Source organism: Mesorhizobium sp. C268A, assembly GCF_040324475.1.
Taxonomy (GTDB): Bacteria; Pseudomonadota; Alphaproteobacteria; order Rhizobiales; family Rhizobiaceae; genus Mesorhizobium.
Window position 1 is genome coordinate 4,622,379 of record NZ_JAMYVX010000001.1, and the last position, 21,028, is coordinate 4,643,406.

General features: G+C 61.2%; 20 protein-coding genes. 1 reads left to right on the forward strand and 19 read right to left on the reverse strand.

Translation table 11 applies throughout. From position 1 onward, the window contains the following. Positions 1 to 42: 42 nt before the first annotated feature. Positions 43 to 828: a hypothetical protein gene (locus NKL06_RS22550; RefSeq protein WP_023691812.1), complete on the forward strand. Its 786-nt coding sequence runs from the start codon at positions 43 to 45 to the stop codon at positions 826 to 828. Here NKL06_RS22550 and NKL06_RS22555 read toward each other — a convergent pair. The 19 genes from NKL06_RS22555 to NKL06_RS22645 all read right to left on the reverse strand — a co-directional run bounded on the left by NKL06_RS22555 (position 812) and on the right by NKL06_RS22645 (position 20,896). Continuing rightward, the gene (locus NKL06_RS22555) at positions 812 to 1,174 is read right to left on the reverse strand and encodes a hypothetical protein (protein ID WP_023691811.1); all 363 of its coding nucleotides are present in this window, start codon (positions 1,172 to 1,174) and stop codon (positions 812 to 814) included. The genes NKL06_RS22550 and NKL06_RS22555 overlap by 17 nt on opposite strands. A gap of 296 nt (positions 1,175 to 1,470) precedes the next feature. Continuing rightward, positions 1,471 to 2,409, reverse strand: a complete 939-nt coding sequence (locus tag NKL06_RS22560; RefSeq protein WP_352580931.1) for a glycosyltransferase — start codon at positions 2,407 to 2,409, stop codon at positions 1,471 to 1,473. A gap of 32 nt (positions 2,410 to 2,441) precedes the next feature. Beyond that, complete coding sequence (locus NKL06_RS22565) at positions 2,442 to 3,596, reverse strand: pyocin knob domain-containing protein (protein WP_156939136.1); 1,155 nt, start codon at positions 3,594 to 3,596, stop codon at positions 2,442 to 2,444. A gap of 205 nt (positions 3,597 to 3,801) precedes the next feature. Continuing rightward, positions 3,802 to 5,922 carry a hypothetical protein gene (locus tag NKL06_RS22570; RefSeq protein ID WP_023691806.1) on the reverse strand — a complete coding sequence of 707 codons (2,121 nt, stop codon included), beginning with the start codon at positions 5,920 to 5,922 and terminating at the stop codon, positions 3,802 to 3,804. Further along, a complete protein-coding gene (locus tag NKL06_RS22575; RefSeq protein WP_023691805.1) occupies positions 5,922 to 8,447 on the reverse strand; it encodes a glycoside hydrolase family 24 protein in 2,526 nt (841 codons plus the stop codon). The genes NKL06_RS22570 and NKL06_RS22575 overlap by 1 nt, the downstream gene beginning before the upstream one ends. A 3-nt stretch (positions 8,448 to 8,450) precedes the next feature. Beyond that, the gene (locus NKL06_RS22580; RefSeq protein ID WP_023691804.1) at positions 8,451 to 9,464 is read right to left on the reverse strand and encodes a hypothetical protein; all 1,014 of its coding nucleotides are present in this window, start codon (positions 9,462 to 9,464) and stop codon (positions 8,451 to 8,453) included. Next, positions 9,457 to 9,849, reverse strand: a complete 393-nt coding sequence (locus NKL06_RS22585) for a GNAT family N-acetyltransferase (RefSeq protein WP_081726051.1) — start codon at positions 9,847 to 9,849, stop codon at positions 9,457 to 9,459. Before NKL06_RS22585 ends, NKL06_RS22580 begins: the two co-directional genes overlap by 8 nt. A gap of 47 nt (positions 9,850 to 9,896) precedes the next feature. Beyond that, positions 9,897 to 11,480: a hypothetical protein gene (locus NKL06_RS22590; protein WP_023691802.1), complete on the reverse strand. Its 1,584-nt coding sequence runs from the start codon at positions 11,478 to 11,480 to the stop codon at positions 9,897 to 9,899. After that, complete coding sequence (locus NKL06_RS22595) at positions 11,477 to 12,178, reverse strand: phage adaptor protein (protein ID WP_023691801.1); 702 nt, start codon at positions 12,176 to 12,178, stop codon at positions 11,477 to 11,479. Before NKL06_RS22595 ends, NKL06_RS22590 begins: the two co-directional genes overlap by 4 nt. Positions 12,179 to 12,183: 5 nt before the next feature. Next, positions 12,184 to 13,005 (reverse strand): hypothetical protein, encoded by an 822-nt coding sequence (locus tag NKL06_RS22600; protein WP_023691800.1) that lies wholly within the window; start codon positions 13,003 to 13,005, stop codon positions 12,184 to 12,186. Between the two features lie 80 nt (positions 13,006 to 13,085). Further along, positions 13,086 to 13,601, reverse strand: a complete 516-nt coding sequence (locus tag NKL06_RS22605) for a hypothetical protein (protein ID WP_023691799.1) — start codon at positions 13,599 to 13,601, stop codon at positions 13,086 to 13,088. A gap of 17 nt (positions 13,602 to 13,618) precedes the next feature. Further along, complete coding sequence (locus NKL06_RS22610; RefSeq protein WP_023691798.1) at positions 13,619 to 14,635, reverse strand: phage major capsid protein; 1,017 nt, start codon at positions 14,633 to 14,635, stop codon at positions 13,619 to 13,621. A gap of 24 nt (positions 14,636 to 14,659) precedes the next feature. Beyond that, a complete protein-coding gene (locus tag NKL06_RS22615; RefSeq protein ID WP_023691797.1) occupies positions 14,660 to 15,817 on the reverse strand; it encodes a hypothetical protein in 1,158 nt (385 codons plus the stop codon). 28 nt (positions 15,818 to 15,845) lie between these two features. Further along, positions 15,846 to 16,067, reverse strand: coding sequence for a hypothetical protein (locus tag NKL06_RS22620; RefSeq protein WP_023691796.1), 222 nt, complete (start codon positions 16,065 to 16,067; stop codon positions 15,846 to 15,848). Then, on the reverse strand, positions 16,064 to 16,339 hold the full coding sequence (locus tag NKL06_RS22625) for a hypothetical protein (protein ID WP_156939135.1): 276 nt from the start codon (positions 16,337 to 16,339) through the stop codon (positions 16,064 to 16,066). Before NKL06_RS22625 ends, NKL06_RS22620 begins: the two co-directional genes overlap by 4 nt. A 50-nt stretch (positions 16,340 to 16,389) precedes the next feature. Continuing rightward, positions 16,390 to 16,641, reverse strand: a complete 252-nt coding sequence (locus NKL06_RS22630; protein ID WP_156939134.1) for a hypothetical protein — start codon at positions 16,639 to 16,641, stop codon at positions 16,390 to 16,392. A 13-nt stretch (positions 16,642 to 16,654) separates the two neighbouring features. After that, positions 16,655 to 18,886: a hypothetical protein gene (locus NKL06_RS22635; RefSeq protein WP_023691793.1), complete on the reverse strand. Its 2,232-nt coding sequence runs from the start codon at positions 18,884 to 18,886 to the stop codon at positions 16,655 to 16,657. After that, positions 18,883 to 20,415, reverse strand: coding sequence for a terminase large subunit domain-containing protein (locus NKL06_RS22640; RefSeq protein WP_031210394.1), 1,533 nt, complete (start codon positions 20,413 to 20,415; stop codon positions 18,883 to 18,885). The genes NKL06_RS22635 and NKL06_RS22640 overlap by 4 nt, the downstream gene beginning before the upstream one ends. Beyond that, positions 20,390 to 20,896: a terminase small subunit gene (locus NKL06_RS22645; protein WP_245260945.1), complete on the reverse strand. Its 507-nt coding sequence runs from the start codon at positions 20,894 to 20,896 to the stop codon at positions 20,390 to 20,392. Before NKL06_RS22645 ends, NKL06_RS22640 begins: the two co-directional genes overlap by 26 nt. Between the last annotated feature and the right edge of the window lie 132 nt (positions 20,897 to 21,028).

The window sequence follows — 21,028 nt, forward strand, 5'->3', positions numbered from 1 at the left end:
TTTCACAAGAGGTGGCGTACGGTTGCACCGAGGTGAGTGGTGATGAAGGACGTTTTCGGTTACATCGCGTATGGCGGAAACGAATTGTACCATCGCGGCGCGTTGCTGAGCGCCCTCAAGCTTTTGTATCATTGTCCAGAAGCAAAGATCATTATTGCGACGGACAGGCCCGAATTGTTTGTCGACTATCCCATGGAGACGTTGCTTCTGACTGACATGCAGAAAGAGGCTTGGTCCTTCAGCGGTCAATATCATTTTGGCATCAAGGCCCGGGCGCTGATCAAACTACTGAGGATGACCGACCGCCTCATCTTCATGGACTCAGACCACTACCCAGCAGGATTTCTATCCCTTGGCTTCGAAAGCATTTCGCCTAAGCATTCAGTGATGCGACGCCTAGAGAAACCCCACAAATGGACGCCTGTGCTGGAAGGGGAAGGCCTTCGGATCGGCGAACATGTTATCACGGGCCGCGAACCTATGTGGCAAAGTGGCATTCTCGGAGTGCATCGAGACAATCTTCCCGCTCTGATGGACGCGTATCCACCGATGCTTGCTGTCCATCAGATATCGAAAATTGACGCTGCGGAGCAGTTCTGCATCGGCATAGCCTTGTCCTTGGGGGGGCGGACGATCAGCCCGCATAAGCTCAAGATCAGGGACTATAATACGCGAGGGAAGAAGGCGTTCGCAGAACCTCGTGTACATCGCTTCTTCGATGCATACGCTGCCGAGCCCGTTGCACGGCAAATCGTCGAAGCTGGCCGATATCGAGTGTGGCGGACGCCGGTAGATATCATTCGCCAAAAACTCAAGGCGCGAGGATGACTGCAGGATCAAGCCCAAGAGCACGGACTAGCCCGACTGCGTCAGGATCGTCGCTGTAAACTTCCGGCCGATCCGGCGCGAACCAGCGGGCAAAATAGATTGGGTTGCCCGCCAGGGCGGCATAGGCCTGCGACATCTTGCCAGCCTCAATAATCCGAGCCTGCACAACCGATTTTGGCACCATGCGACGCTCAGCAGGCGGCGCGCTCCACGCTTTGCCATCCCAGAGTTGGCGGGCATCTGCCGGGGCCTCCAAGACCTCAACGCCATTTTGAGGCAGATCGACGTTTTCACCGTCAAAGCCGCCGAGATAGACGCCATCCGCGTCGACGAAGAATTTGGTCATATCTGCCGATCCCTTTACTCAGAATTTGTGATTGGTGTATGCCTTCGCCAAGCATGGTTTTCGCCGTGAGGCAGAGATGTTTTATTTGGGGTTGGCGGTCGGCTTTGCGTTGGGCATCGTGGCAATGTCAGCTGCCGTTTATTATTGGACGCACCATGATGATTTTGAGATCAGGCGGGGGGAAGAGCGTTAGCAGCATAGGCCTTCCGCCGGTTAGCGGCGCACGCCTTGAGCTTTGACGAAGTATTTTGTCATGGGAAACCTCCGGTTTGGGCATTGCCGCCCGTCCGGAAACTTTACGGAAGCGTTTCGCCGTCAAGAACGCGCTGGTAGAGGGCCAGGTAGGCTTTAGTGGTCTTTTCGATTGGGAATCGGTCAGCAGCCGATTCGCGGCAGCGGAGTGCGGACATCCCGCTGATCTCGTTCAGGCCGGTCGCGAATTCATCGTTACTGTCGAAAAAGCGTCCGGTCTCTGCGTTAACTGTTTCAGGTAGCGCTCCGCGTCGAGTAGTCAGTACTGGAGTTCCGCATAGCATTGCCTCGACCGGCGCCATGCCGAACGGCTCATCCCAAGAAATCGGGTTGAGGAAGGCTTTTGCCTCGCCCAACAGCCGCAGCTTTTCGTCACCGTCGACAGTCCCCGTGAAATTGAAACGACGCGAAAGGCTTTTGAGGAACACGCCCCGAGTCTTGCTACGCCCGAGCAACTTCCAGCGAGAGCCGCCGGCAACGTCGAGATCGAAGTCAAATCTCTTGGCGAGGTCGACGGCGCGACCGAGACCCTTTCCCGCTCTTGCGATACCGCCGAGAAACAACAGCCGACCGGTCTTCTTGTCGGTGAGCCGGTAGGCATCCACCGGGAACCCGTTGTAGACGAATGTCTGCCGGCCCTGGTGCCGGGCGTGGCTGGCGCTAACGAAACTCCAGTTCAGCCCTTCCCTTGGCGTATTCGGCACATAGCCGTGCAGCGTGTAGAGCGCTCGGTGACTGGTCTCGGCCTCGTACCAGCCGTTGAAATGCACAATGTCGGTATCTGGCGGGATTGCCGCCACGCTTTCGGGCGCAGATGCAGCGTGTCGAACCTCACAAAGGGGATGTGTAGAGCCATGGGCGGCAATCAGCGTGACCCGATGCCCCAGACCGACCAGCGTGGTGGCCAGCCATTCTACTTGGCGCTGAGTGCCACCGTAGCCTTTGCAGGGTATTTCGCCTTGAACCACGACAGTAGCATGCATTTCGCAGGTTTAGACGGATCCTATTCAGCAAGCTAGGCCCACGCCCTGAATACCAGCCGCCAGCTTGTGTTCGTTATGTTGGTAAGGCTTGCTCCGCTTTTGGCCATAATTCGAAGTGAACTGGAATTGGCGCCAATTCGAACATTCAAATTGGTTGTATCCGGAACCATGCTGATGGCCTGCACGGTAGCGTCAGTAGTGTTCAGCATAGGATTGATGGCGACTTCATCGCCGATCGAATACGCCAAGTCCGCAGTCGTGCACTGGATGACGGCGATGTAGAGCTTCGGCTTCACCCCTAGCCCATGCGCCAGCGTCAATGTGCCGCCGGCCGTGATGGTCTGCTGGGCGCTCTCGTAGGCTTTCTGCAGAAGCGCCGTGCTCGACTGAACGTAGCGGGCGTCTTGCTCGGCCTGAGACCACTGGATTTTAAACCAAGCACCCCACACGCCGCCGTTCTGGTAACGGCGCCAGATGGTGGTGTTGGCCGCCGTGGCATTCACAAAATCGTAAACCGTTTGGGTTCGGTAGCCGGCCGCCCCGTGTGCCTCGACCGTGCCGATATTCCACCCGGTGTTTGCCGCAGGGGCGTTGGCCGCCCCACTGCCCATATACCAGCCGTTGTCGAGCGCAGTGTTCCAGTCGGTGATCGTCTTAGCCACCACACCAAGGCGCGCGGGGAGGTTGGCATCAGAGATTACTGCGACTGGTTGGCCAGACGCGCGGATGTAGGATCGAAAACGCCAGTTGCCACCACCCAGGGACTGCGCCACGGCGGTATCACCGGCTGCGGCAACGATGTTGGCGGCCCCCGGCAGGATGAGCGTGGCGGCATTATGGGTAAGCGTCGCCGCTCCGGAGAAGGTCAGGAAACGCAAGACGCCGCTGGGCAGCACGCCCAAAGCGGTGATCACCGCCGCGCCCGACACCGTGACGGAGACACCGGTTGCCGCGGCCAGATCAGTCGTCGCAGCTGATGCGATGACACTGCTGGTCGTGTGCAGAGCATCATTGCCACCGACCGCCGAACTCGCCCCCGTGCCGCCCATCGTGATCGGGCGCGGCGTGTTCATGATCGACAAGAGATCGGCCAAGAAGGCGTTGTATTTCCCGCTCTCGATCGTCGTGTTCGGAATCGCCGTTGTGTTCGGCGGCCACGACGTGACGCCGGCTCCATTCATAGGCATTGGCAGCACCTTTTAATTTTGGGGGATTGGTTTATGTTCCGCGCGCATGCGCGTCAGAATTCTTCAGGTCATCGCTGCTGTGATCACGATTGGCATCATGGTCGTGCTGCACGACGTGCTTGGAGGGTTTCTCCGAAGCCTCGAGCCCCAATTCGTCATCGGTCTTGCCGTTGGCGTTATGGGAACGACAGCGGTTTTCGTTGCGCTATTGCTGTGGGAACGCCGAACGCTGACCTTGCGAGAGGAGCAGCGCGCGAGAGACTTTATCGACCTCTGACGCATTTACACGCGAGCCACGGCCGGCACGAAGAAGCGTTTCAAGCACTTCCGGATCGTTACTGGTGAGGATCTTGGCCATAGCGCTGCGCGTGGCTTCGTTCTTGATGCCGCTGAGTGCTTCAACGACCGCGTCAACGCCTTTCATGGCCGTGGCCCGGGCCGCCCCCGCTACCCCGCCTGCCATGAAAGCCTGAGGGACACCAAAGGCCTCGGCGCCGGAGCCGGTGAGTTCCTGCTGTGAAGCCTGGCGGGCTGCGGTGAGAGAATTCCGCGTCACAATATCAGTTGTGTCTGCGAAATGCTTCTCGCGATCGAGAAGACCGATGATGCGGTCGGCTCGGTCCTTGCCGAAAAGCGTTGCAAGACGACTGCGGTTCCAATCGCCTTCGCCCTTGATGAGGCGCTGAAGGGCAACGCGGTCATTTGCGTTTGTCCCCACGATGCGCTCAATCTCGGCACGCGCGCCCTCGCGCAGCCGCATAGGGACAGCAGACGGGCCGATCTGCATGCCTTGCGGCAACGCACCTTCCTGCACTTCTTGGGCGAGCTCGGCGGGCCTCGGCGCTTCCCGGCCGCTGGACAGCACCTGTTGACCGCGTCCGACCGCCTCCCGCTGGCGGGCCAGCTCGGCAAATTTGCTGTCGACTTCTTTGATGCCGGGCACGGAAGCGCGCAACTCGTCATCAACAGCCTGTCTGGCCGTCTGAAGCGCGTTGCGGGCGTTCGTTTCCACCGTCGTTTCCAGCATGCCATCAATAGCCTTGCGGGTTTCAAGCAACGTTACGGGATTGCTTTCCAGTTCCTGGGTGGCGGTGCGGTTCAGCATCGTGCGGACACGCTGTAGACCACGCTGCGCCTCGCCGCGAAGGGTCTGGATTTCCCGATCAAGATAGGTGGCGATGGGTCGCGTATTGACCGGCGAAGCGTTGGCAAAGGCCGCCCGATATTCCGGTGACAGGTTGGCCTGGTTCACGTCGATGCCGGCATTGATGCGCGATGGGATAGGGGCTGGGCCAAGTTCCTGGTCGATCGTGCTGGTGATGCGCTGGTTTGCACCGGCATTGCGCGCGTCGACGGCCCCGCGAACAATGGCTTTGCCTTTTCCGGGCAACGCTGCCAAGCCGCCGGCCTGCGAACGAAGATTTTCGCCCAAATCCATGATCATTCCGCCGGGGCCGAGCTTGTCCATCTGACCCAGCGCGCCGGCATCGAGCGCGTCGCGCCCTGCCGCCCTTGACAGCATCGCCGCGGCAACCTTGTCGATGCCAAGTTCCTTGGCTGCACCGCCGAGGTTCCAGCCATCGGCAACATACTTGACGCCTCGGCCGACGAGAGGGCCGATAGCCGGGGCGAGCACACCGAGGCCGGCTCCAGTAACCGCGCCAATGCCTGTTGCCGTAGGATCTCCACCAGAACGGACTGCCGCATCGGTTCCGTTGATAAGTCCGCCGGTCAAGGCACTGGCGCCGAAGCGCAACGGCGCCGACGTCACGCCAATACCGAAGGCCCCAGGCGCTGCCGCCATCGCCGGGATAGTGCCCGCGACAGCGCCCGTGACTTGTGACGCCTTGTCGAGGTTCGGGTTCATCGACTTTTCAGCGACGGTGCCCGCTTGGATGCGCTTCAGAACTTGGTCATAGGTCTCGTCAGACGCTCCTGCGATTGTCGCAGCAGCTGCACGATCGACGCCGCCCCGGATCATTGGGCCCAAGATCGGGATGCCCTCCAGAATCCCGCCCGAGGTGGTGCGCATTTTGCTCAGAGCATCGTCGCCCTCGATCCTGTCGGTGAGTGCATTGTAGCCAGGTGGTGCGAAGGCAGGAACGCGGTTCGGCTGCAACGTCTCTTGATCGACCCCGGCAATCGCGCGCTTTTGCTCGGGTGACAGCGCATGCATCTGTTGAGCGAGCCCAATGCCCGCTTGAGCGCGGGCATCCGGACCCGAGGATGCGCCCGCCTGTCCGAGGGCGCTCAGCGCGGTCTTTTCGTCGGGCGCATCGACTTCGTAGGTCTTGCCGTCCGCGCCTTGAATTTCGAACGTCGCCATTATGGTTTCACCCTGATCCGCACGCCGTTGCCGACATCTTTCCAGCCATCCGGATTTGGCGATGGTGCCGGAGCGTTCGGCTCGGCCGTCGTCCTGTCAACCGAGGCCTTGATGCCTTCCAGCATGCGCTTCAGCTCTTTGACGCTGTTGGCCGCCCTGTCACCCGCCCCGCCAGTAGCTGCGGTGTAGACCTGGCTCGGAAGGTTCCATGCCCCGCCGTCCTTGGTCACGTCGACAACCGGGTCGTAGATCATGTTTTCCATCAACTGGAGATCAGGCCCGTTGAGAACGCCTAGATTGAAGAGTTCCTTCATCTGCAACATGATGCCCTGGCGGACGGTGTTCAGATTGTCCTTGGACGCGCCGGGCATTGCCTCGATGCCGGTCTTGGCGACCAGCTCCGAATAGCGGTCGAGTTCGCCGGTGATGGCATCGAACGCCTGGTTGACGGAGGAAACCCGGTTCCGCTGTGTTTCTGTCGGCTTCATTGTGCCGGGGATGACGGCTCCTGCAGAAGGAGCGGCCGAAGGCGGCGCAGCGACGGCGGGAGCCGGTGCCCCAGCAGCAGGAGGCGCTACCTGAGCGGGCGAAGTCACTCCTGGCGCGGCTGGTGCGGCAGGCACGGCACCACCACCGGGAGCCTGTAGCCATGCCGGAAGGTTGGGCGGCACCTGAATAGGCACCATGCCATCAGGCGTCTGCACCATCTGCGTCTTTGGCTGCGAAATGATGGCGTAGGCAGTCGCATATTCTCGCGAAGCGGGATCGGCGGTCGACAGGATGTTCCAAGCCTGGGCGTCGAGGCCGTTGCCTTCGAACTTCGTCGGGCCGCCGCCTGAAATGCTTTTCGTCTCGCCGCTGGCCGCATCGAACAGGGTGTCGTCGTCCAGCTTCTGCCACTGCTTCGGCGGAACGGCCAGAGATTTGCGCGCAGCCTGAATTTGCAGCTGCCGCAAAGGATCGGCCTCCTGCATTTTCTGCTGGAGCGTCATATTGGCCATCGCCTTTTGCTCGGGCGATGCCCACGGGTCAGCGGCAACCTGCATGATCTGCTGAATAGACGGACCGCCCTGACCGGGCTGGATAGCGCCGCCAGTGCCGCCAGCCTCTACCGGGATGCTGGACAGGTCTTCCTGCGGAGACATCGCCTGAGCGACCTTCTGGACGCCGGGAGAGGCTGCTGCGGCCTGCTGAGGCTGCTGAGCGCCCGCGAGTGCCGCAACGACCGGCGACGGGGCTGCCGCTGCTGGTGCGGGCTGCTGAGCCGCGCTGAGGGCCTGCACGACGCCACCGCGACCGCTCAGCGGTTCCGGGCTCATCATTGTCGACAGCACGCGCTGGCCGGCCGGCGTGGTCGCGTCAGGCTCACCGGGGCCGGGATTGGGCAACGGCGAATTGGCATTGACTGGAATCCAGCCCTGATCACCGGTCGCGCCGGCCATGCCAGTTGTCTCGACAAACTGATAGGTCTTGCCGTCGGCGCCGCGGCGAACTTCACCAGCTTTTCCAGATCCTTGCGGAGCGCCGGGATAAGTCGGACGCGTTGCGGGTGCCATCGGGTCGTTAGGATCGAGCGGAGGAAGGCCGCTGGGATCATACGCAGGAGCCGTGGTGCCGGGCGACATGGTGGCGAGGCTCGGGGCCGGTGTCATACCAGCGGAGGGACCGAGCGAGGCAACTTGAACTGGGTCTTGTGACTGCTCCTGCTGGGCCGCCTGCGTTGCCTGTGCGGGCGTAGCGCCGGCGCCAAGCGCCTTCTGGTAGGTCGCAACGAACCTGTTCGTATTTGTGCCCTGCTCGATGCCACCGGGAAGGCTCGTCCACGTCCCGCTCAAGACCTGGCCGACGTTGGCGATAGCGTCCGGATCGCTGGATTGTAGAACGTCATCGAGCACTTGGCCCGTCTTGGCCTTGTAGGTCTTGGCGGCGAGGTTCCATGCTGCCTTGTCCTGGTTGACTGGCGAGAAGTCGGGCAAGCCGAGTTCCTTGGCCTCATCGTCCCATGTGGAACCCAGAAACTGATACTTGCCGGCGGCCGACGAGGTGCGGCCAGCATTCGGCCCGGTTTGGATGCGCACCGCCTGGTTCGGATGGTGGGAGAAATCATCGAACTTTGCGCCGCCATAGATGACGTTGTAGCGACCGCCGCTTTCTGGGCCGGAAATCGTGTTGAGCAGCGCCTTCTGGTAGGGCTTTGCGTCCTGCCATGCGAGTTGGTCGCCGCCGTAGTCGGCCGCGCCGCTCGCGGAGGCCGCAACTGGAGAGCCCGGAGCCGCCGGGAAGGTGCCCGCATTGATCATGCCGCCAAACGCGTCGGTCGCGTGGGCTTGTCCTGCGATCTCTGCCGCATCGGCGCGCCTGTTGAGAACATTCTGAACGATGCCATCCCCAAGCGCGTTCAAGCCCTCGCCGATGTTCTGCGGCGCGCGCTGGGAAGACATCAGCGCCTGGACAATTGCCCGCTTCTTGGCGACGGACGCAGGCGTCTCGCCTTTCTCGGCATCGAAGATGAATGACAGCGCCATGCCTCAGGCCCCCAACGACAGAGCTTTGCCGTAATCGACCTGGCGATAACCGTCAGGCCGGCGCGAAACAGCATCGGGTCGCACCCTCTCGACTTCGCTGGCCATGAGGCCAAGCCGCATCGGAGCGCCCTTCGCCTCGCCTTTGTAGTGGAACTTCCACAGCCCCATTTCCGGGGTGATGTCGGCGAGCCGTTCCTTGTCCTTTTTCGCCTCGTCGTCGGATAGTCCGATGAGCTTGCTGCCGAGACCGAAGAGGCCGCCGATCAAGCTTCCGCTCTGCGCCTGCTGCTGGTTGTAGGCGGCCATCCTGTCCTGATAGTTCTGATTGATCAGCCCAGCGTTGTCGGTTGTCGGAATGGTGCTGCCGGTATAGCCCGCGGCCTGTGGCGAACTGACCTGCGATCCGGAAAGCAGCGCCGTGATTTCGTTGATGGGCTGGTTGCGGATTGCCTGGCCCTCCGCGAACGCCTGCCCATGGCCTGAAAGGATGAGCTGGTTGTTGGCATCGTTGGCGTTCTGGCCCTGCTGGGCCATGGCACGGTCATAAGCAGCTGAGCCAAGCTTGATGCCCTGGTTCGATAGCCGCGTCGCCAAGGCATCCTGTTGTTGAGCCAAGATCGGATCAAGGCGCGCTTTCCCGAGCTGCAGCAGTCGCGCCTCGGTGGCATCGTTCGATCCATCGAAGGGCTTGGCCATATAGTCGTTCAGGAATGACGACTGGTTGTTGGCAAGCGTGCCAAGGTTCAACTGTGCCTTGTCGGTCTGGTCCTTAATCGCCTGCTGCGCAGCGGAAAGCGTGGTCGTCGCGGTGCGCGTCGGGATTTGATAGGTCTTGCCCGTATAGGGGTCAGTGAGCGATTGCGTACCGCTGTTCGTATATGTGATCGTGCCATCAGGCCCGACCTGATTGGCATTGTTCAAATATGAGTTGGCAATAGCGGTCGAGATGTTCGTACCCGTCGAGGCCGCGGAAGTTTCCTTGGGATCTGGCGGCTTAGGTGCTGAGGCTTTACCCATTTGTCTTCCTCGTGAAACGGCCGTTGCGCCAGTCTTCTTCAGTGAGCGTGAAAACGTAGCCGTCTTCGTCGCGTCCGCGCATGCGCTTGATCAAGTAAGGGGTGAAGCCGAAAGCCTTCGCGATCCGAACCATGCGCTCGTTCTTTGCGGAAACCTGCAGAACGACCATCTGGCAACCGATCTGGTCGAACGGATATGAAAACATGATGTGGCGGACATCCGCCGTCAGCCATCGCGGCGTTTTCGAAGCGCTCGAAATCTGGATCAGCCCCGGGCCTGGTTGAAAATCATGAAACACCATGCCGGCGACGAGTTCGCCGGTTTCGTCATCGCCCACGCCGATCGCCTGGCATTTGCCGAAGCCGGTTTCGCAGCCCGGCGTCATGTCAGCCACGAACCGAGCGACTGCTTCGCTATGGCCGAAAATCAGTTTCAAACGACCACCGAACCGACTTCATAGGTCATGTCGATCGCGACGAGCTCGGCATCAGGCCTCGGCGTCACACCACAGGTCACCTGCACTTGAGGCGCGATGGCAAAGCCCGTCAGGCCGACAGAGACCCATTTCGTGGCAACCGTCTTCGTTGCGCTGGCGTCCCACTTCGCAACATCCCAGAGGCCCAGATCCCATTCATCGAAAACGACATCGTCGGCAACCGACGACGGCGCCGACGGCAGCGAGACCTGATAGTCCTTGGAAACCGAGAGCTTGGCGATGAACTTCCGGCTGGCCAGGAAGACCGTCCGCGCCATGTGAACGATCTTGCTCCGCGCCGGCGACTTCATGTGATCGAACAGGCCAACATAGGTGCAGGTATAAGGCGAGCCGTCATCACTGCCGCTGACCTCGCACTGCATGATCTTGCCGTCCGACGTCCCGAAATACGCCCAGCCGTCATGCAGGACCAGGCATCGCGTATCCCAGCCTGTGTAGTCCGCCCATGCACCGGTTTGCAGGTTGACGACGAAGCACCTCGCATCCTGTCCGACATCCGCCGGCAGCGAGACGATTGCCATGTTGAACAGCGGCCACTTCAGGATTTCCCAAGGCAGGTTGGCGCGAGCTGCAGCTTCCCTGCGCCAGTCCGGCTCGATGTTGCGCGAAACGCTGATCATCGAAAGCGCCGCTCGGTCTTTCTGGATGGCTTGGGAAATCGGAATGATACCATCATCCATGCCGATCAGCAGTTCGCCACCGGCTTGCATCACTGCGCGCTTGCCCCGCGGCGGCGACATGTCATAGCGGCCGACGAGCGACCAGTCATTCGGATCGGCGGGGTTTGCACCCTCGTAGACCGCTACCTCGCCCTTGGTCGAAACGAACACGCATTTGTCGTCGACACCGTCGCCGGCATCAAGCGACCAGGTGCCGCCAAAAAGCAGCGATCCGCCCTTCTGGAAGACACCGGCCAGTGAGAGATCGACGGCGGCGCCGGTAATGGTGTCGACTGGTAGAAACCACGCCGTAAGGCTGTTTTTTTGGATGAAGAATTCGCGGTTGCGATAGGTCCAGACGTGCGAGAGCTTGTTCGTGGCAATGGTGCCCAGCGCGGCCACCGTGGTCCATGCCGTGCCGTCGAATTGGCGCATGCTGTCCGTGCCGTTCACCGCCGACAGATAGTCGCCGCCAGCGGTCTCGAACTGCACATAGGAGAAATAACCGCTGGTCAGCCCGGAGACGACGGGAGCCGGCGCTACATTGGGGTTTGCAGGGTTCGTGACATCGAAAATCTTCGTGCCATCCGCCGCGAACATGAAGCGGCCCGGCGAGGCGTCATACGACATCATGCTGACCACTGCGGTAGTGCCGATCGTCGCCTTCTTCTTCTCGCCGCCACGCAATCGGATGCCGGTTGTCGTCGGAAACCAGTTCTCGAGGACGCGGGCACCCTGCGGCTTCGATGCAGCGAGGTTTTCGTTCGAAATCTTGCCCCGGATCGGTGCTGGAAATGTGAGCGTGCTGTGGCGCTGCTGCGATTGGGCCGCAACAGGAACGCGCCTGAAGCCGGCCCTCATGGCGTGATCACTCCAGGGAAGGCAAAGTCAGCATCGATCGTCGAGCGGTGGCCACCGACGGCCAGGATGTTGGAGCCCTTGTCGGCACCGGCTGACACCGCGATGGCATCCTCGTATGTCGCCATGTCCTCGGAATAGGACTGCCCCTTGTTGGCCTTCCATTGCCAAATCATGCCGAGCTTCAAAACGCGCTCGTCGAGCCGGAACACGTCATCGTCACCCGTGAAAGCTGCTTTTGTGGCGCCGTCCTTGTCCTTCACGATTTTGTTGGTCAGGTAATAGAATTGCGCCGTGGCAAGGTTGGGGATCGCGGGTTTGATCTGGATCTGATCGCCGATCATCGTCCAGGCGCCGACGAGGATCTGAAAATTCTCCACCGCCAGGCCCAGCCACTCGTCACTGTCGGGATAGTGCGTGAGCGATGTATATGGGCTTGCTGATGGCCAGACGCGCGCTTTCTTCAGCATGCGCTGGTAATCGGCCGGGAGATTGAGGCCGGTCGAAACGCCGTCGCCGGTGAGCGTGGCAAGCGTCTTGAGTTTCGTCCAGTCCCGTGTGTCGAATGCGATCCTCTGCGCCATCTCGTTCGCGAGCGACTGCAATTCAACGTGCTCACGATCTGTCGATGAAAAGACAGCCGTCGGCACGGTCAAACCGATGACCGTGCAGACATCCTTGACGACGCTGAGGATCGTCATTGGGATCAGTCCACCATCGCCAGTTCCTTGGCCGCAGCGACCAAGGTGTCGTGGTTCGGATTGCCGCGCGGGCGCGAGCCCGTTTCCTTGGCGATGTAGACCTTCAGGGCTTCATCATCCATGGCCTCGATCTCGGCAGCGCTTGGCGGCGTGGTCTGCTTGGTCTCTTCGTCGCCGTCCTGCTCCTCGCTGGTTTCCTCGTCCTCGTCGCCAGGTTCATCGTCGGCGGCGGTATCTTTGGCCGTCGCGGTGGCGCCCTCCAGTGGCTTTCCTGCCTGCATGAACTCCTCGCGCAGCCGGCGTTCATCCGCCAACTGCTGGGTCAGGGCCGCGACCTGAGCCGCGAGGTTGACGATGTCGGCGCTGCCGGCCGCGTTGTCCAGATAGGCCTGCGCCTGGTTCTTCAGTTCGCGGCCGCCCATGCCGAGCTGCTTCAGCGGGGTTCCGTCCAGGGAAGCCAGCTGCTCGACTGTGTGGACGCCCAGCGCCTTCAGTTCGCGGCGCTTGCCTTCCTTCAGGAACGGTGCTTCGGACAGCGGCGTGCCGGAGAGCGGTTGAGAGGTGCCGTCTTTGAAGGCCAGATACTGCTTGTTGTAAAGCTGCGCATAGGTGACGAGACCGCCGCCGGCCGCAATGCTCTCGCGCGTGGCGTTCGGTTCGGCATCATGGGCCGGATAGGTCGCCTTGGTCTGGCGGTTTGCCGGGAATGAAAGGTCGCAGACCTCCATATCGGTGAAGATCGGCCGGCCGGCTGACCTGCTGGCCTGTTCGTTGGGGATGACATGATTTCGGAAAACGACGTTGACGATGTTCTGGTTCGCGCTCATGGCGAAACTCCTGTCTGAGAGGGTGCAAAGAAAAACGGGAGCCGAAGCCCCCGTTTCAGTGTCCTGTTGGAATGGCCGGGTTACGCGGCCAGAGCGTCGTCGACGTACGGCCGATCGATCTCGAACTCGGCGAGACCGGCAGACGGTACGCCGACCGCAGAAGCGCCCTTGGCGTTCTTGACGCGGTCGCCAGCGACAACAGCATCGTCAACGCTGCCGGCCGTTGCCGTGGCGTAGACGTTGGCATTGTCGAGGAAGCCGACCAGAGCCTTGCCGATCGCCTTGCCCTTGATCTGATACCAACCGAACTGGCTGGCGACATTCGCGGACATGGCGACTGCAACGGAACCGATCATGTCGGGGCCGAGGAGCACCGTCGACCAGTCGTCAGGATTGTAGAGCACCCACGAGCCGACACCGGTGGTGGCGACGCCAGCGAGATAGATGAACTCGCCGACGCCGTAGACCGGATCTTGCGCCTGGATGATCTGACCCAGCCAAGGGCCAGGAGTGGAGCGCCCGGCCGCCGTAGAGGCCGGGAGCGTTGCGGCGATCGGCGGGAGGCCGAGGTGCGGAGTGTGAGGAACGTAAGCCATTTTGTGGATCCTCTCCTTTACGCGGCCGGGTTGCTGTCGATGAGCTTCCACTGGAACAGCGGATTGTTCATCGTCAGCTCGCCCATGAAGCCGATGTACTGGACATTCGCGTCCTGATTGATCGGCATCATGGATTTGCCGATCTTGTTGAAGTTGCGTTCCGGGTGGTAGCGGAGCCAGAGCGTGTCGGTGTCCAGACCATAGGTCGTGTTCGCCGGCATGTTGGAGCCGATGCCGCCTTCCTGGACGATTTCAGCGGAGCGACCGGCGCCGAAGTATTTCAGCGACGTGAAGCCGAGCTTGCCAAGCCCAGAAACATCGTTGACGCGCTGGATTGCCACGGTGGCCGCGTCATAGGCCGCGTAATGCTCCGGCGACATCAGCAGGAGATCGGCGGCCCTGGTGCCACGCGAGCGCTGCGTCATGATCGAGTTGAGCATCGGGCGGATGGTGGTCGCCGTGACCTGCGTTCCGATAGCCGGGAAGGCAGAATTCGCGTCGAACACCGAAGTGCGCCAGATCGCATTGGCGCCGCGATCGATGCCGGCATAGACGCCGGAGTTGACCACCGTTGGAACGGCCAACTGGAGGCCGCCCAGTTCCTTGCCACCGAAGCGGGTGCCATTGCCGTGGAGCGAGATATCAACCTCGTCCTGCAGCTCACCTTCCGCAGCCTCGATGTGAGACTCCAGAATATCCATGAGCTGGTTTTCGCCCTCGTTGTTGAGGATGTCCTCGTTGGCGAGAGTGACGGCGACGGCGCACATTTTCGGCGAGTATTCGGCGTCGTTGAACAACTCGGCCGGAACCGGGTTGAGGAAGTCGAAGCCGTTATACCAGACCGCCGAACCCGTCTTGGTGTAAAGCAGGCGCTGGCGGATCTTCGCGCCGGAGTATTCCTTGAACTTGCCCTTGCGCTTCAGCACGTTGAGCAAGGCGTTGGAATTGGAGACCAGGTCCTGGTAACCCGAGGCACGGTCCTCAAGCGCCAGAGACAAAATCTCCTGGTTCTTTTCTACGGAAGTAAGAGCCATGTCGGCCCTCCTTTATGACGGGGATCACCCGGCCTGAGCGACAGCTCGGCGGAGCGAATCCTTGATTGAGGTGGAAGCCCGCTTCGTTGCCGGGTCTGAGCCAGCCGAGGGCGCGCCTGTGATGGATTTCTGGCCCTTCAGGGTCTGAGCCTGAGGGTCTTGAGCGGTGCGCGTCTGAGGCGCTGCTGAAACTGTGGTTGTCGATGCGGCCGGGTCGGGATTGAGCATTTCCGCGAGCTTGTAAGCTTCGGCCAGATCGGCGGTTTTGCCTGATTTCAGGAAAAAGGCGATGTCTTCGGCCAGGTCCTCAAAACGGGGATTGTCAGCCGCGAATTTCTGCACCTGGGCGTCGATCGTTGCGACATGCTGCTGCTGCATCGTGCTGGTCACGCCGCCGACGCTATGCTTGAGGGTCTCGATCTCGCGCTTGAGTTGCTGGATGGTGGCGTCGTTCTGGCCCTGCACCTCGTCTGGCTTCTGGCCCATGACATGCGCAGCGAGCTGGCGAAGCGATATGCCGGCATAGTCGCAGACGGCTTCAATGCCCTTCAGCGGGTCCGAGAGTAGCGTCCGCTCCAGATTGGTGTAGCGCGTCATCGCATCGCGCATGGTCGTGTTGTTTTTCTTGGCGAGTTCGTTGAAGTCGCGGACCTGCTCAAAGGCCTCGGCCGCCACGCGGTGCTTCTCGATCCCGGCTTCCAACTCGCGAAATGACCGGTGCACAGCGGCCTTGACCGGCTCGGGTGCCTTCTCCCATTCTGCCATCGCAGCGGCGTCGCTCTTGAAGCGCGCGGGAGCCTCGGCGTGGCTGGTTTGAGTGGCAGGCTTGCCGGGCTCGGTCCTGGCTGCCTCTGCCGGCTTAGCAGGCTGCTGGGTGGTGTTCGGGTCCTTGGTCGGCTTCGGATCGGGAAGCGTCTTGTCGGCCTTGTCAGCAGTCTTCTCGCCCGGCTTGGGCTCCACCGGTTTCTTGCCGGTGTCGGTCTCTTCGGCCTTGGCCTTCTCATTGACCTTTTCGGCCGCTGCCTTCAGCGCTTCGCGAGCGGTCGGCGCCTTCTTCGCTTCCGGTTCCGGCTTGGGCTCGGCTGTGTTTGGTTCAGTGCTGATCGGATTCGGCGTCTGCACGTCGTCGGCAACAGTCGAGATTTCGGCGGGCGCCGAAGCGCCTCCGTTCAAGTCTTCCATGGGATTGCTCCGTCTGAGGGATTGCTGGTTACTGGTGGTCCTGGCGCATCAATTCCAGCGCCTGGTCGATGTGCTCGCGCGTGATGCCGCGCAGCAATTTCTCTTCCATCTTCGCCCGGATGTCGTTCGGGATGGTCAGGGACAGCGCGCCTTCAAGCATGGCGACACACAAGACCGCCTGCTGGCCAATATCGAGGCGACTGCCTTTGAATGATGCCTCGATCGCGTTGGCGAGGCCGGCGCTGATCACGGCGCCCGGACCCGTTCGCCGCGGTCAAATCGGGCTTTTGCTTTCAGCACTGTTTCTTTAATCGCCTTACGGTCGATCTTCGGACGCTTGCGGGGCCGCAGCCGTGACGGATCGTTGCCAACTTCCTCGAGCCCGGCGGCGCGGTAAGTCGCGCGAAGAGCCGATTTCGAGGTGTAGACCTTGCCGTCGTGCATCGACTGGACTTCGGACATGGTGTCCGAATTGATCATTGGCGCCGATAGATGCGAGCGCTTCGGCTTGGTGGTATCCACCTTGCGGAAAACCTGCCGGCCGTCGCCGAGATTGATCCACGTGTAAGCCATCACAGGCCGCTGGTCCGCTTCAGCAGAGTTGCGACGCCCGGGTTCACATTGCTTAAAGCAAGCTTGTGCGCATCGAAGACACCGGCGTTGATCTGCTTGGCCAGTTCCTTTGCCTGCTCGCCAGGCACCCCAACGGACATAAGCCGGTCGACGTTGCCATTGGTGAGGCCAGCATTCATCTGGCGGGCTACTTCGACCGCCACCGGATATGACATCCCGCCCCGGCAGAGTTCATCAGCACTGACTGGCATGGTGTTGTCCTTTTCAAAGTTGAGCAGCAGCTGGCTGAGGCGCGGCGTTCTTCTGCGCTTGGCCGAGCACCTGAAGACGCAGCTTTTCGATTTCGAGCTGACCCTTCTGCATGTCCTGCTCGTGCTTCTGAGCTGCGGCGGCCGAGTTGGCCTCGATCTCGCGGATGCGGATATCGGCCTCGCGCTGCTTTTGCGCGGCATCGGCGTTGATCCGGGCGATATCGGCCTCCGCCTTGGTCCTTGCGATTTCCGCGTCGCTTTGTGACTTGGCCATTGCGGCGTCAGACTTGGCCTTTTCCACCGCCATCTTGCCTTCGTTGGCCTTGGCGTCAGCTTCGGCCTTACCTGCACTGGGATCCGGCCTAGGCTGGGAACCCATCGCCTTCATTTGCTCGGCGAACTCGTCGATCGTCGCATCCATGCTGCGACCGGGGCGGAACGGCGCCATGGCGAATTTCAGCACCTCGGCAGCAAAGGGAGCCGTCTCAGGTTGCGCCTGCACCATCGGGCCAAGCTGGGCGAGCGTACCAGCAAGCGCCGTCAGGAACTCGCTGCGGCGCTGCTTCTCGGCATTCTCGTCGGGCTGGATGGTGCTGTCGGTCTCGATGTCGAGACTGAACGGCCGGATTTTCTGATCGTGCAGGAAGTCCATAACCTGGTCGATGGTGACGGTCTTTTTCAGCTCCTCGACCTGCTTGGCGATCTGGGCAATCTGGCCCTGAGCCTGCTGCATGATCTGCTGTGCGGCTTCCGGGTTCTGCTTCGCCATCGCGGCGACTTCAGGATCGCTCGACGCGCCCTGCAATTCCTTCTCGATGCTCTTGGCCTGGGCCTCCAGCGGCTTTACCTGCTTGGCGATATCGGCATCGCTCGGCAGTTCCATCTGGCTCATTTCCAGCAGCGTCTTCGACTGGAAATTCTCTGCCATCACCTCGGCGATGATGCGCGCCGCGTCGCGAGCGATGCGCACCAACTCGTTCTGCCGGTCGCGGATGCGAACAGAGCCGTATTGCGTCTTGATCTGCTGCGCGCCGAGCGTCTCGTTCGGGTTGCTCTCGCCCCGCATGATGTCGGACAGGCCGCTGATCTGGTAAATGTCCTCGATAAGCTGCTTACGAAGGGCGATCAGCTGCGTGATGGTCGACGCCACCATGTCGGTCGGCAGCCAGACAATCGTGTCCTTGGCCGATCCATTGCCGAAAGCAGCCCAATTGCTGACCGGAACCATGATCTGGCGCGGATCGCGCGCCTTAACCGCGGCCTCGATCGCATCGCCGATTTCGCCGGCGCCGGCCGGATAGAAACCACGCACCTGAAGCGCTTCGGTCAATGCCGAAATGCGGTTGGTGATGTCGTTGATTTCCTCGATCTGGTCTTTGTAGAAGACGTAATCGGGAACCGGGATAAGGCTCTCCGGCTGCAACGTGCCATAGGCCGGCTGCGGACACGGGAAGAAGTTTTCCAGCGTCAGGTGCGGCGCTCCCTCGTCCAGCACCACATCAACGCCTGGCGACAGCCACACCACCTTGTTTTCGGACTTCGACCACAGTTCCCAGACGCGCGCCTTCAGCTTGCCGTCGGTGTTGTTCTTGTCGTCCTTGCGCTTGGCGAACTCGGCATCCTGATAGGCGTTGCCCGACGTCGCCTTGAAGCGCTTGCGCATCTCTTTGCGCGTCATCCATGCGCCGCCGGCGACCCAGTCCACTTCCTTCCAGTTTCGGGCGGGATCGTGCACGAAGTCGCGACGGTTCTTGTGCTCGATGCAGACGGTTTCGGTGTAGCCGTTCTCTCGGCTCTTGGTCTCGTACCGGATCCACATGCAGCCGCGCGCAATCGTGGCCAGGTCGTCGCGCACCAGGCGCATCACGCCGTCGATGTTCTGCCGATCGAACGTGACCGCCGTCGAGCGCTCGACAAGCTCCGATGCCGTGCGCGGGAGCGGTCGCCTGTCCTGAAAGCGCGGCGCGACCACCGGAACCGGAGGGCGGGAAAACATGGAAGGCTTCAGGACCTCGATATTGGCCCAGAAGATTTGAAACTCGCGGTCGCGGGTGACGTTGGCCAGGCGCTCCAGATCGGCATATCGCTTCTGGATGTTGGTGCACCGTGTCTGATAGTCGGCAAAGCCGGCCTTCTCCTGATCGGTGATCAGCTTCAGCCAGCCCTTGGAGGCCTTCGGCTTCAGCGACGGGTCGACCGCATCATCTGCGGTGCTGTCGATCTCGTCATCAGTGTCGTTGATCATATGCGAATCCTTCGACGCCCGTTGCCGTCGTCAGGCACGCCGGGAAGCTGGACATGGCCTTGCGGCACCTTGGGAGCCGGCGTCTTGGTCTTGGCCGCCCAAGGCCGCGACATGCACGCGTAGCGCGTCTCGTCGGCCGCATGGTCTTCCTGGTCGCTGTTGACGTCTTCCGGGTTCGCCTCGTCGTGCTGCAGCGCCGGCAGTGTTCGAATTGTGTGGATGCAGGTTTCGAAGAAGAACAGCATCGCCCGGCCGTCCTCGTCGCCAGTCAGTCGGCCGCGCAACTGGTCCCAGCCGCCCATGGCACCGCGTCCAGCCGTTCGCTTGTTGTCGGCGCGTCGGAAGGTCGATCCGTTGGAGTTGGTCCCGTTAGCCATGCGCTCGGCGAGAGATGGCCCGCCGTCCTGGCTGAAGGCAGCAGGGTCAAGCACGCCATAGCTAATGGTGTCGTCATAATCGCGCTGCCGGACACCGGCGCCGACTGCTTCGGCATGCAGCTTCAGACCAGTGTTGGGCAGATAGCGGCCCGATTTGTCGATCTTCACGCCATACCATTCGCGGTACTTGATGAGCGCGCCGCGCGCAATGACGATGCCGGGCGCGCCAGCCACGCCAGACGGCACTATCGTGTCGTCGGACGCTACCGCATACCACCCGAAAGAGAACGGCTTGGCGCTGCCCCAATCGCCCGCCCTGAAGCGTGTCCATTGGTCGGGGATGGCGAACGGTTTGATGACATGCCGGCGTCGTTCGAAGTTGTCGAAATAGGCGCCCTCGACCACATCCCAATCGCCATAGCGCATTGCGCGCACCAGGCTTTCCGAACCGAGACCCATCAGCCGGCTTTCATAGCCGGGATCGTTGTCGTTCATCGACGGGTTGTCTTCGAGCTGCGCAGGGATGAACTGACGCTGCATGCCGCCTTCGCTGACTTCGGCCTTGTACACCTTCAGCGGCAGCACGCCGTCAATGAATGTTGCCTTGACGAACTGGTGACCAATGCCGCCCGGATTGGCACCACACAGGATGCGCGGGAACCGGCCGGCGTATTGCGGTGGAACCTTGATCCCGACCATGCGCACGCGGTTGCGGAGGAATCGGTAAATCACTTCGGTGAAGTGGGTCAGCTCGTCGATCAGCAGCACATGGATTTCAGCGCCCTGATATTTGAAACGGTCCTTCTCGTCCTTGCAGTGGCAAAGGTAGATCCTCGATCCGTTCCAGAACCGAATTTCATCCTCGACGATGGTGACGAACCCGCATTCCACCCAGCCGGCGAGCATCTGGCGAAACCCTTGCGGGCCTTCCATGTGGTTCTTGATCAAGTCGTCGCGGATGCGGCGGAAGAGATAGACCTGAAGGCCTGGGATTTCGGCGCACCACGTGATGGCGGCCGCGCGCATCAGGTGCGACTTGCCACCACCAGCAGCACCGCCATAGAGCGCTTCGGTTGCTTCCGTCTCGAATGCCAGCGCCTGCTTCTCGTGCAGGTCGAGATTGATTTCAGCTGCGGCTGCGGAGGCGGACATTGACCACGGGGACGAGCGCAGCGCCGTCCTTGCCAGTGAGCTCGACGCGTTCCTTGAACATGCCGAGATGCTTGCCCAGGTCGACCAGCGCCGACTTCTTGTCGTGCATCTTGATCTTGATACCGGTTTGGGTGAGCGAAACCTCGGACACCGCGGCGGCCGTGTCGTCGTCAATCTTGTCGCTGCCGACCAACTCGACCGGATAGATGCCGAGACCATTCGGCTTGGCGTTCTCCGATTCCGTGTCGATCGGGCTGCGGCCCCACTGCACCGCCTTGCGAATATCGGAAAAGGCAATCTTCGCCAGCTCGGCCACGATGCGTTCCTGAGTGACGCCGAGCTTTTCAGCGATGGCTGCTTGCCGCGCAGCGATGGCCTCGCCAACCATAACATTCGATAATAGGCGCGATCCCTGCACCTGGGCTGTCAATTCGCTGTAGCCGGCCCGCTTTGCCGCCTGTGTGGCGTTGAGGTCGATCATGAATTCTTCGATGAAGCGCGCTTGCTTCGGGGTCAGCTCTGTTGCGGGCATTGAGGCACCTTGCGGTCTGAGCGCATGCGGAATTATACGTTTGAACCTTGCGACTGAAATGGTTCGTTGGGGCTCGTGTTT

Bases quoted from the DNA above. Each gene is read 5' to 3' on its own strand.
- NKL06_RS22550 (WP_023691812.1), top strand. From the start codon at position 43: ATGAAGGACGTTTTCGGTTACATCGCGTATGGCGGAAACGAATTGTAC.
- NKL06_RS22555 (WP_023691811.1), bottom strand. From the start codon at position 1,174: ATGACCAAATTCTTCGTCGACGCGGATGGCGTCTATCTCGGCGGCTTT.
- NKL06_RS22560 (WP_352580931.1), bottom strand. From the start codon at position 2,409: ATGCATGCTACTGTCGTGGTTCAAGGCGAAATACCCTGCAAAGGCTAC.
- NKL06_RS22565 (WP_156939136.1), bottom strand. From the start codon at position 3,596: ATGCCTATGAATGGAGCCGGCGTCACGTCGTGGCCGCCGAACACAACG.
- NKL06_RS22570 (WP_023691806.1), bottom strand. From the start codon at position 5,922: ATGGCGACGTTCGAAATTCAAGGCGCGGACGGCAAGACCTACGAAGTC.
- NKL06_RS22575 (WP_023691805.1), bottom strand. From the start codon at position 8,447: ATGGCGCTGTCATTCATCTTCGATGCCGAGAAAGGCGAGACGCCTGCG.
- NKL06_RS22580 (WP_023691804.1), bottom strand. From the start codon at position 9,464: ATGGGTAAAGCCTCAGCACCTAAGCCGCCAGATCCCAAGGAAACTTCC.
- NKL06_RS22585 (WP_081726051.1), bottom strand. From the start codon at position 9,849: ATGACGCCGGGCTGCGAAACCGGCTTCGGCAAATGCCAGGCGATCGGC.
- NKL06_RS22590 (WP_023691802.1), bottom strand. From the start codon at position 11,480: ATGAGGGCCGGCTTCAGGCGCGTTCCTGTTGCGGCCCAATCGCAGCAG.
- NKL06_RS22595 (WP_023691801.1), bottom strand. From the start codon at position 12,178: ATGACGATCCTCAGCGTCGTCAAGGATGTCTGCACGGTCATCGGTTTG.
- NKL06_RS22600 (WP_023691800.1), bottom strand. From the start codon at position 13,005: ATGAGCGCGAACCAGAACATCGTCAACGTCGTTTTCCGAAATCATGTC.
- NKL06_RS22605 (WP_023691799.1), bottom strand. From the start codon at position 13,601: ATGGCTTACGTTCCTCACACTCCGCACCTCGGCCTCCCGCCGATCGCC.
- NKL06_RS22610 (WP_023691798.1), bottom strand. From the start codon at position 14,635: ATGGCTCTTACTTCCGTAGAAAAGAACCAGGAGATTTTGTCTCTGGCG.
- NKL06_RS22615 (WP_023691797.1), bottom strand. From the start codon at position 15,817: ATGGAAGACTTGAACGGAGGCGCTTCGGCGCCCGCCGAAATCTCGACT.
- NKL06_RS22630 (WP_156939134.1), bottom strand. From the start codon at position 16,641: ATGCCAGTCAGTGCTGATGAACTCTGCCGGGGCGGGATGTCATATCCG.
- NKL06_RS22635 (WP_023691793.1), bottom strand. From the start codon at position 18,886: ATGATCAACGACACTGATGACGAGATCGACAGCACCGCAGATGATGCG.
- NKL06_RS22640 (WP_031210394.1), bottom strand. From the start codon at position 20,415: ATGTCCGCCTCCGCAGCCGCAGCTGAAATCAATCTCGACCTGCACGAG.
- NKL06_RS22645 (WP_245260945.1), bottom strand. From the start codon at position 20,896: ATGATCGACCTCAACGCCACACAGGCGGCAAAGCGGGCCGGCTACAGC.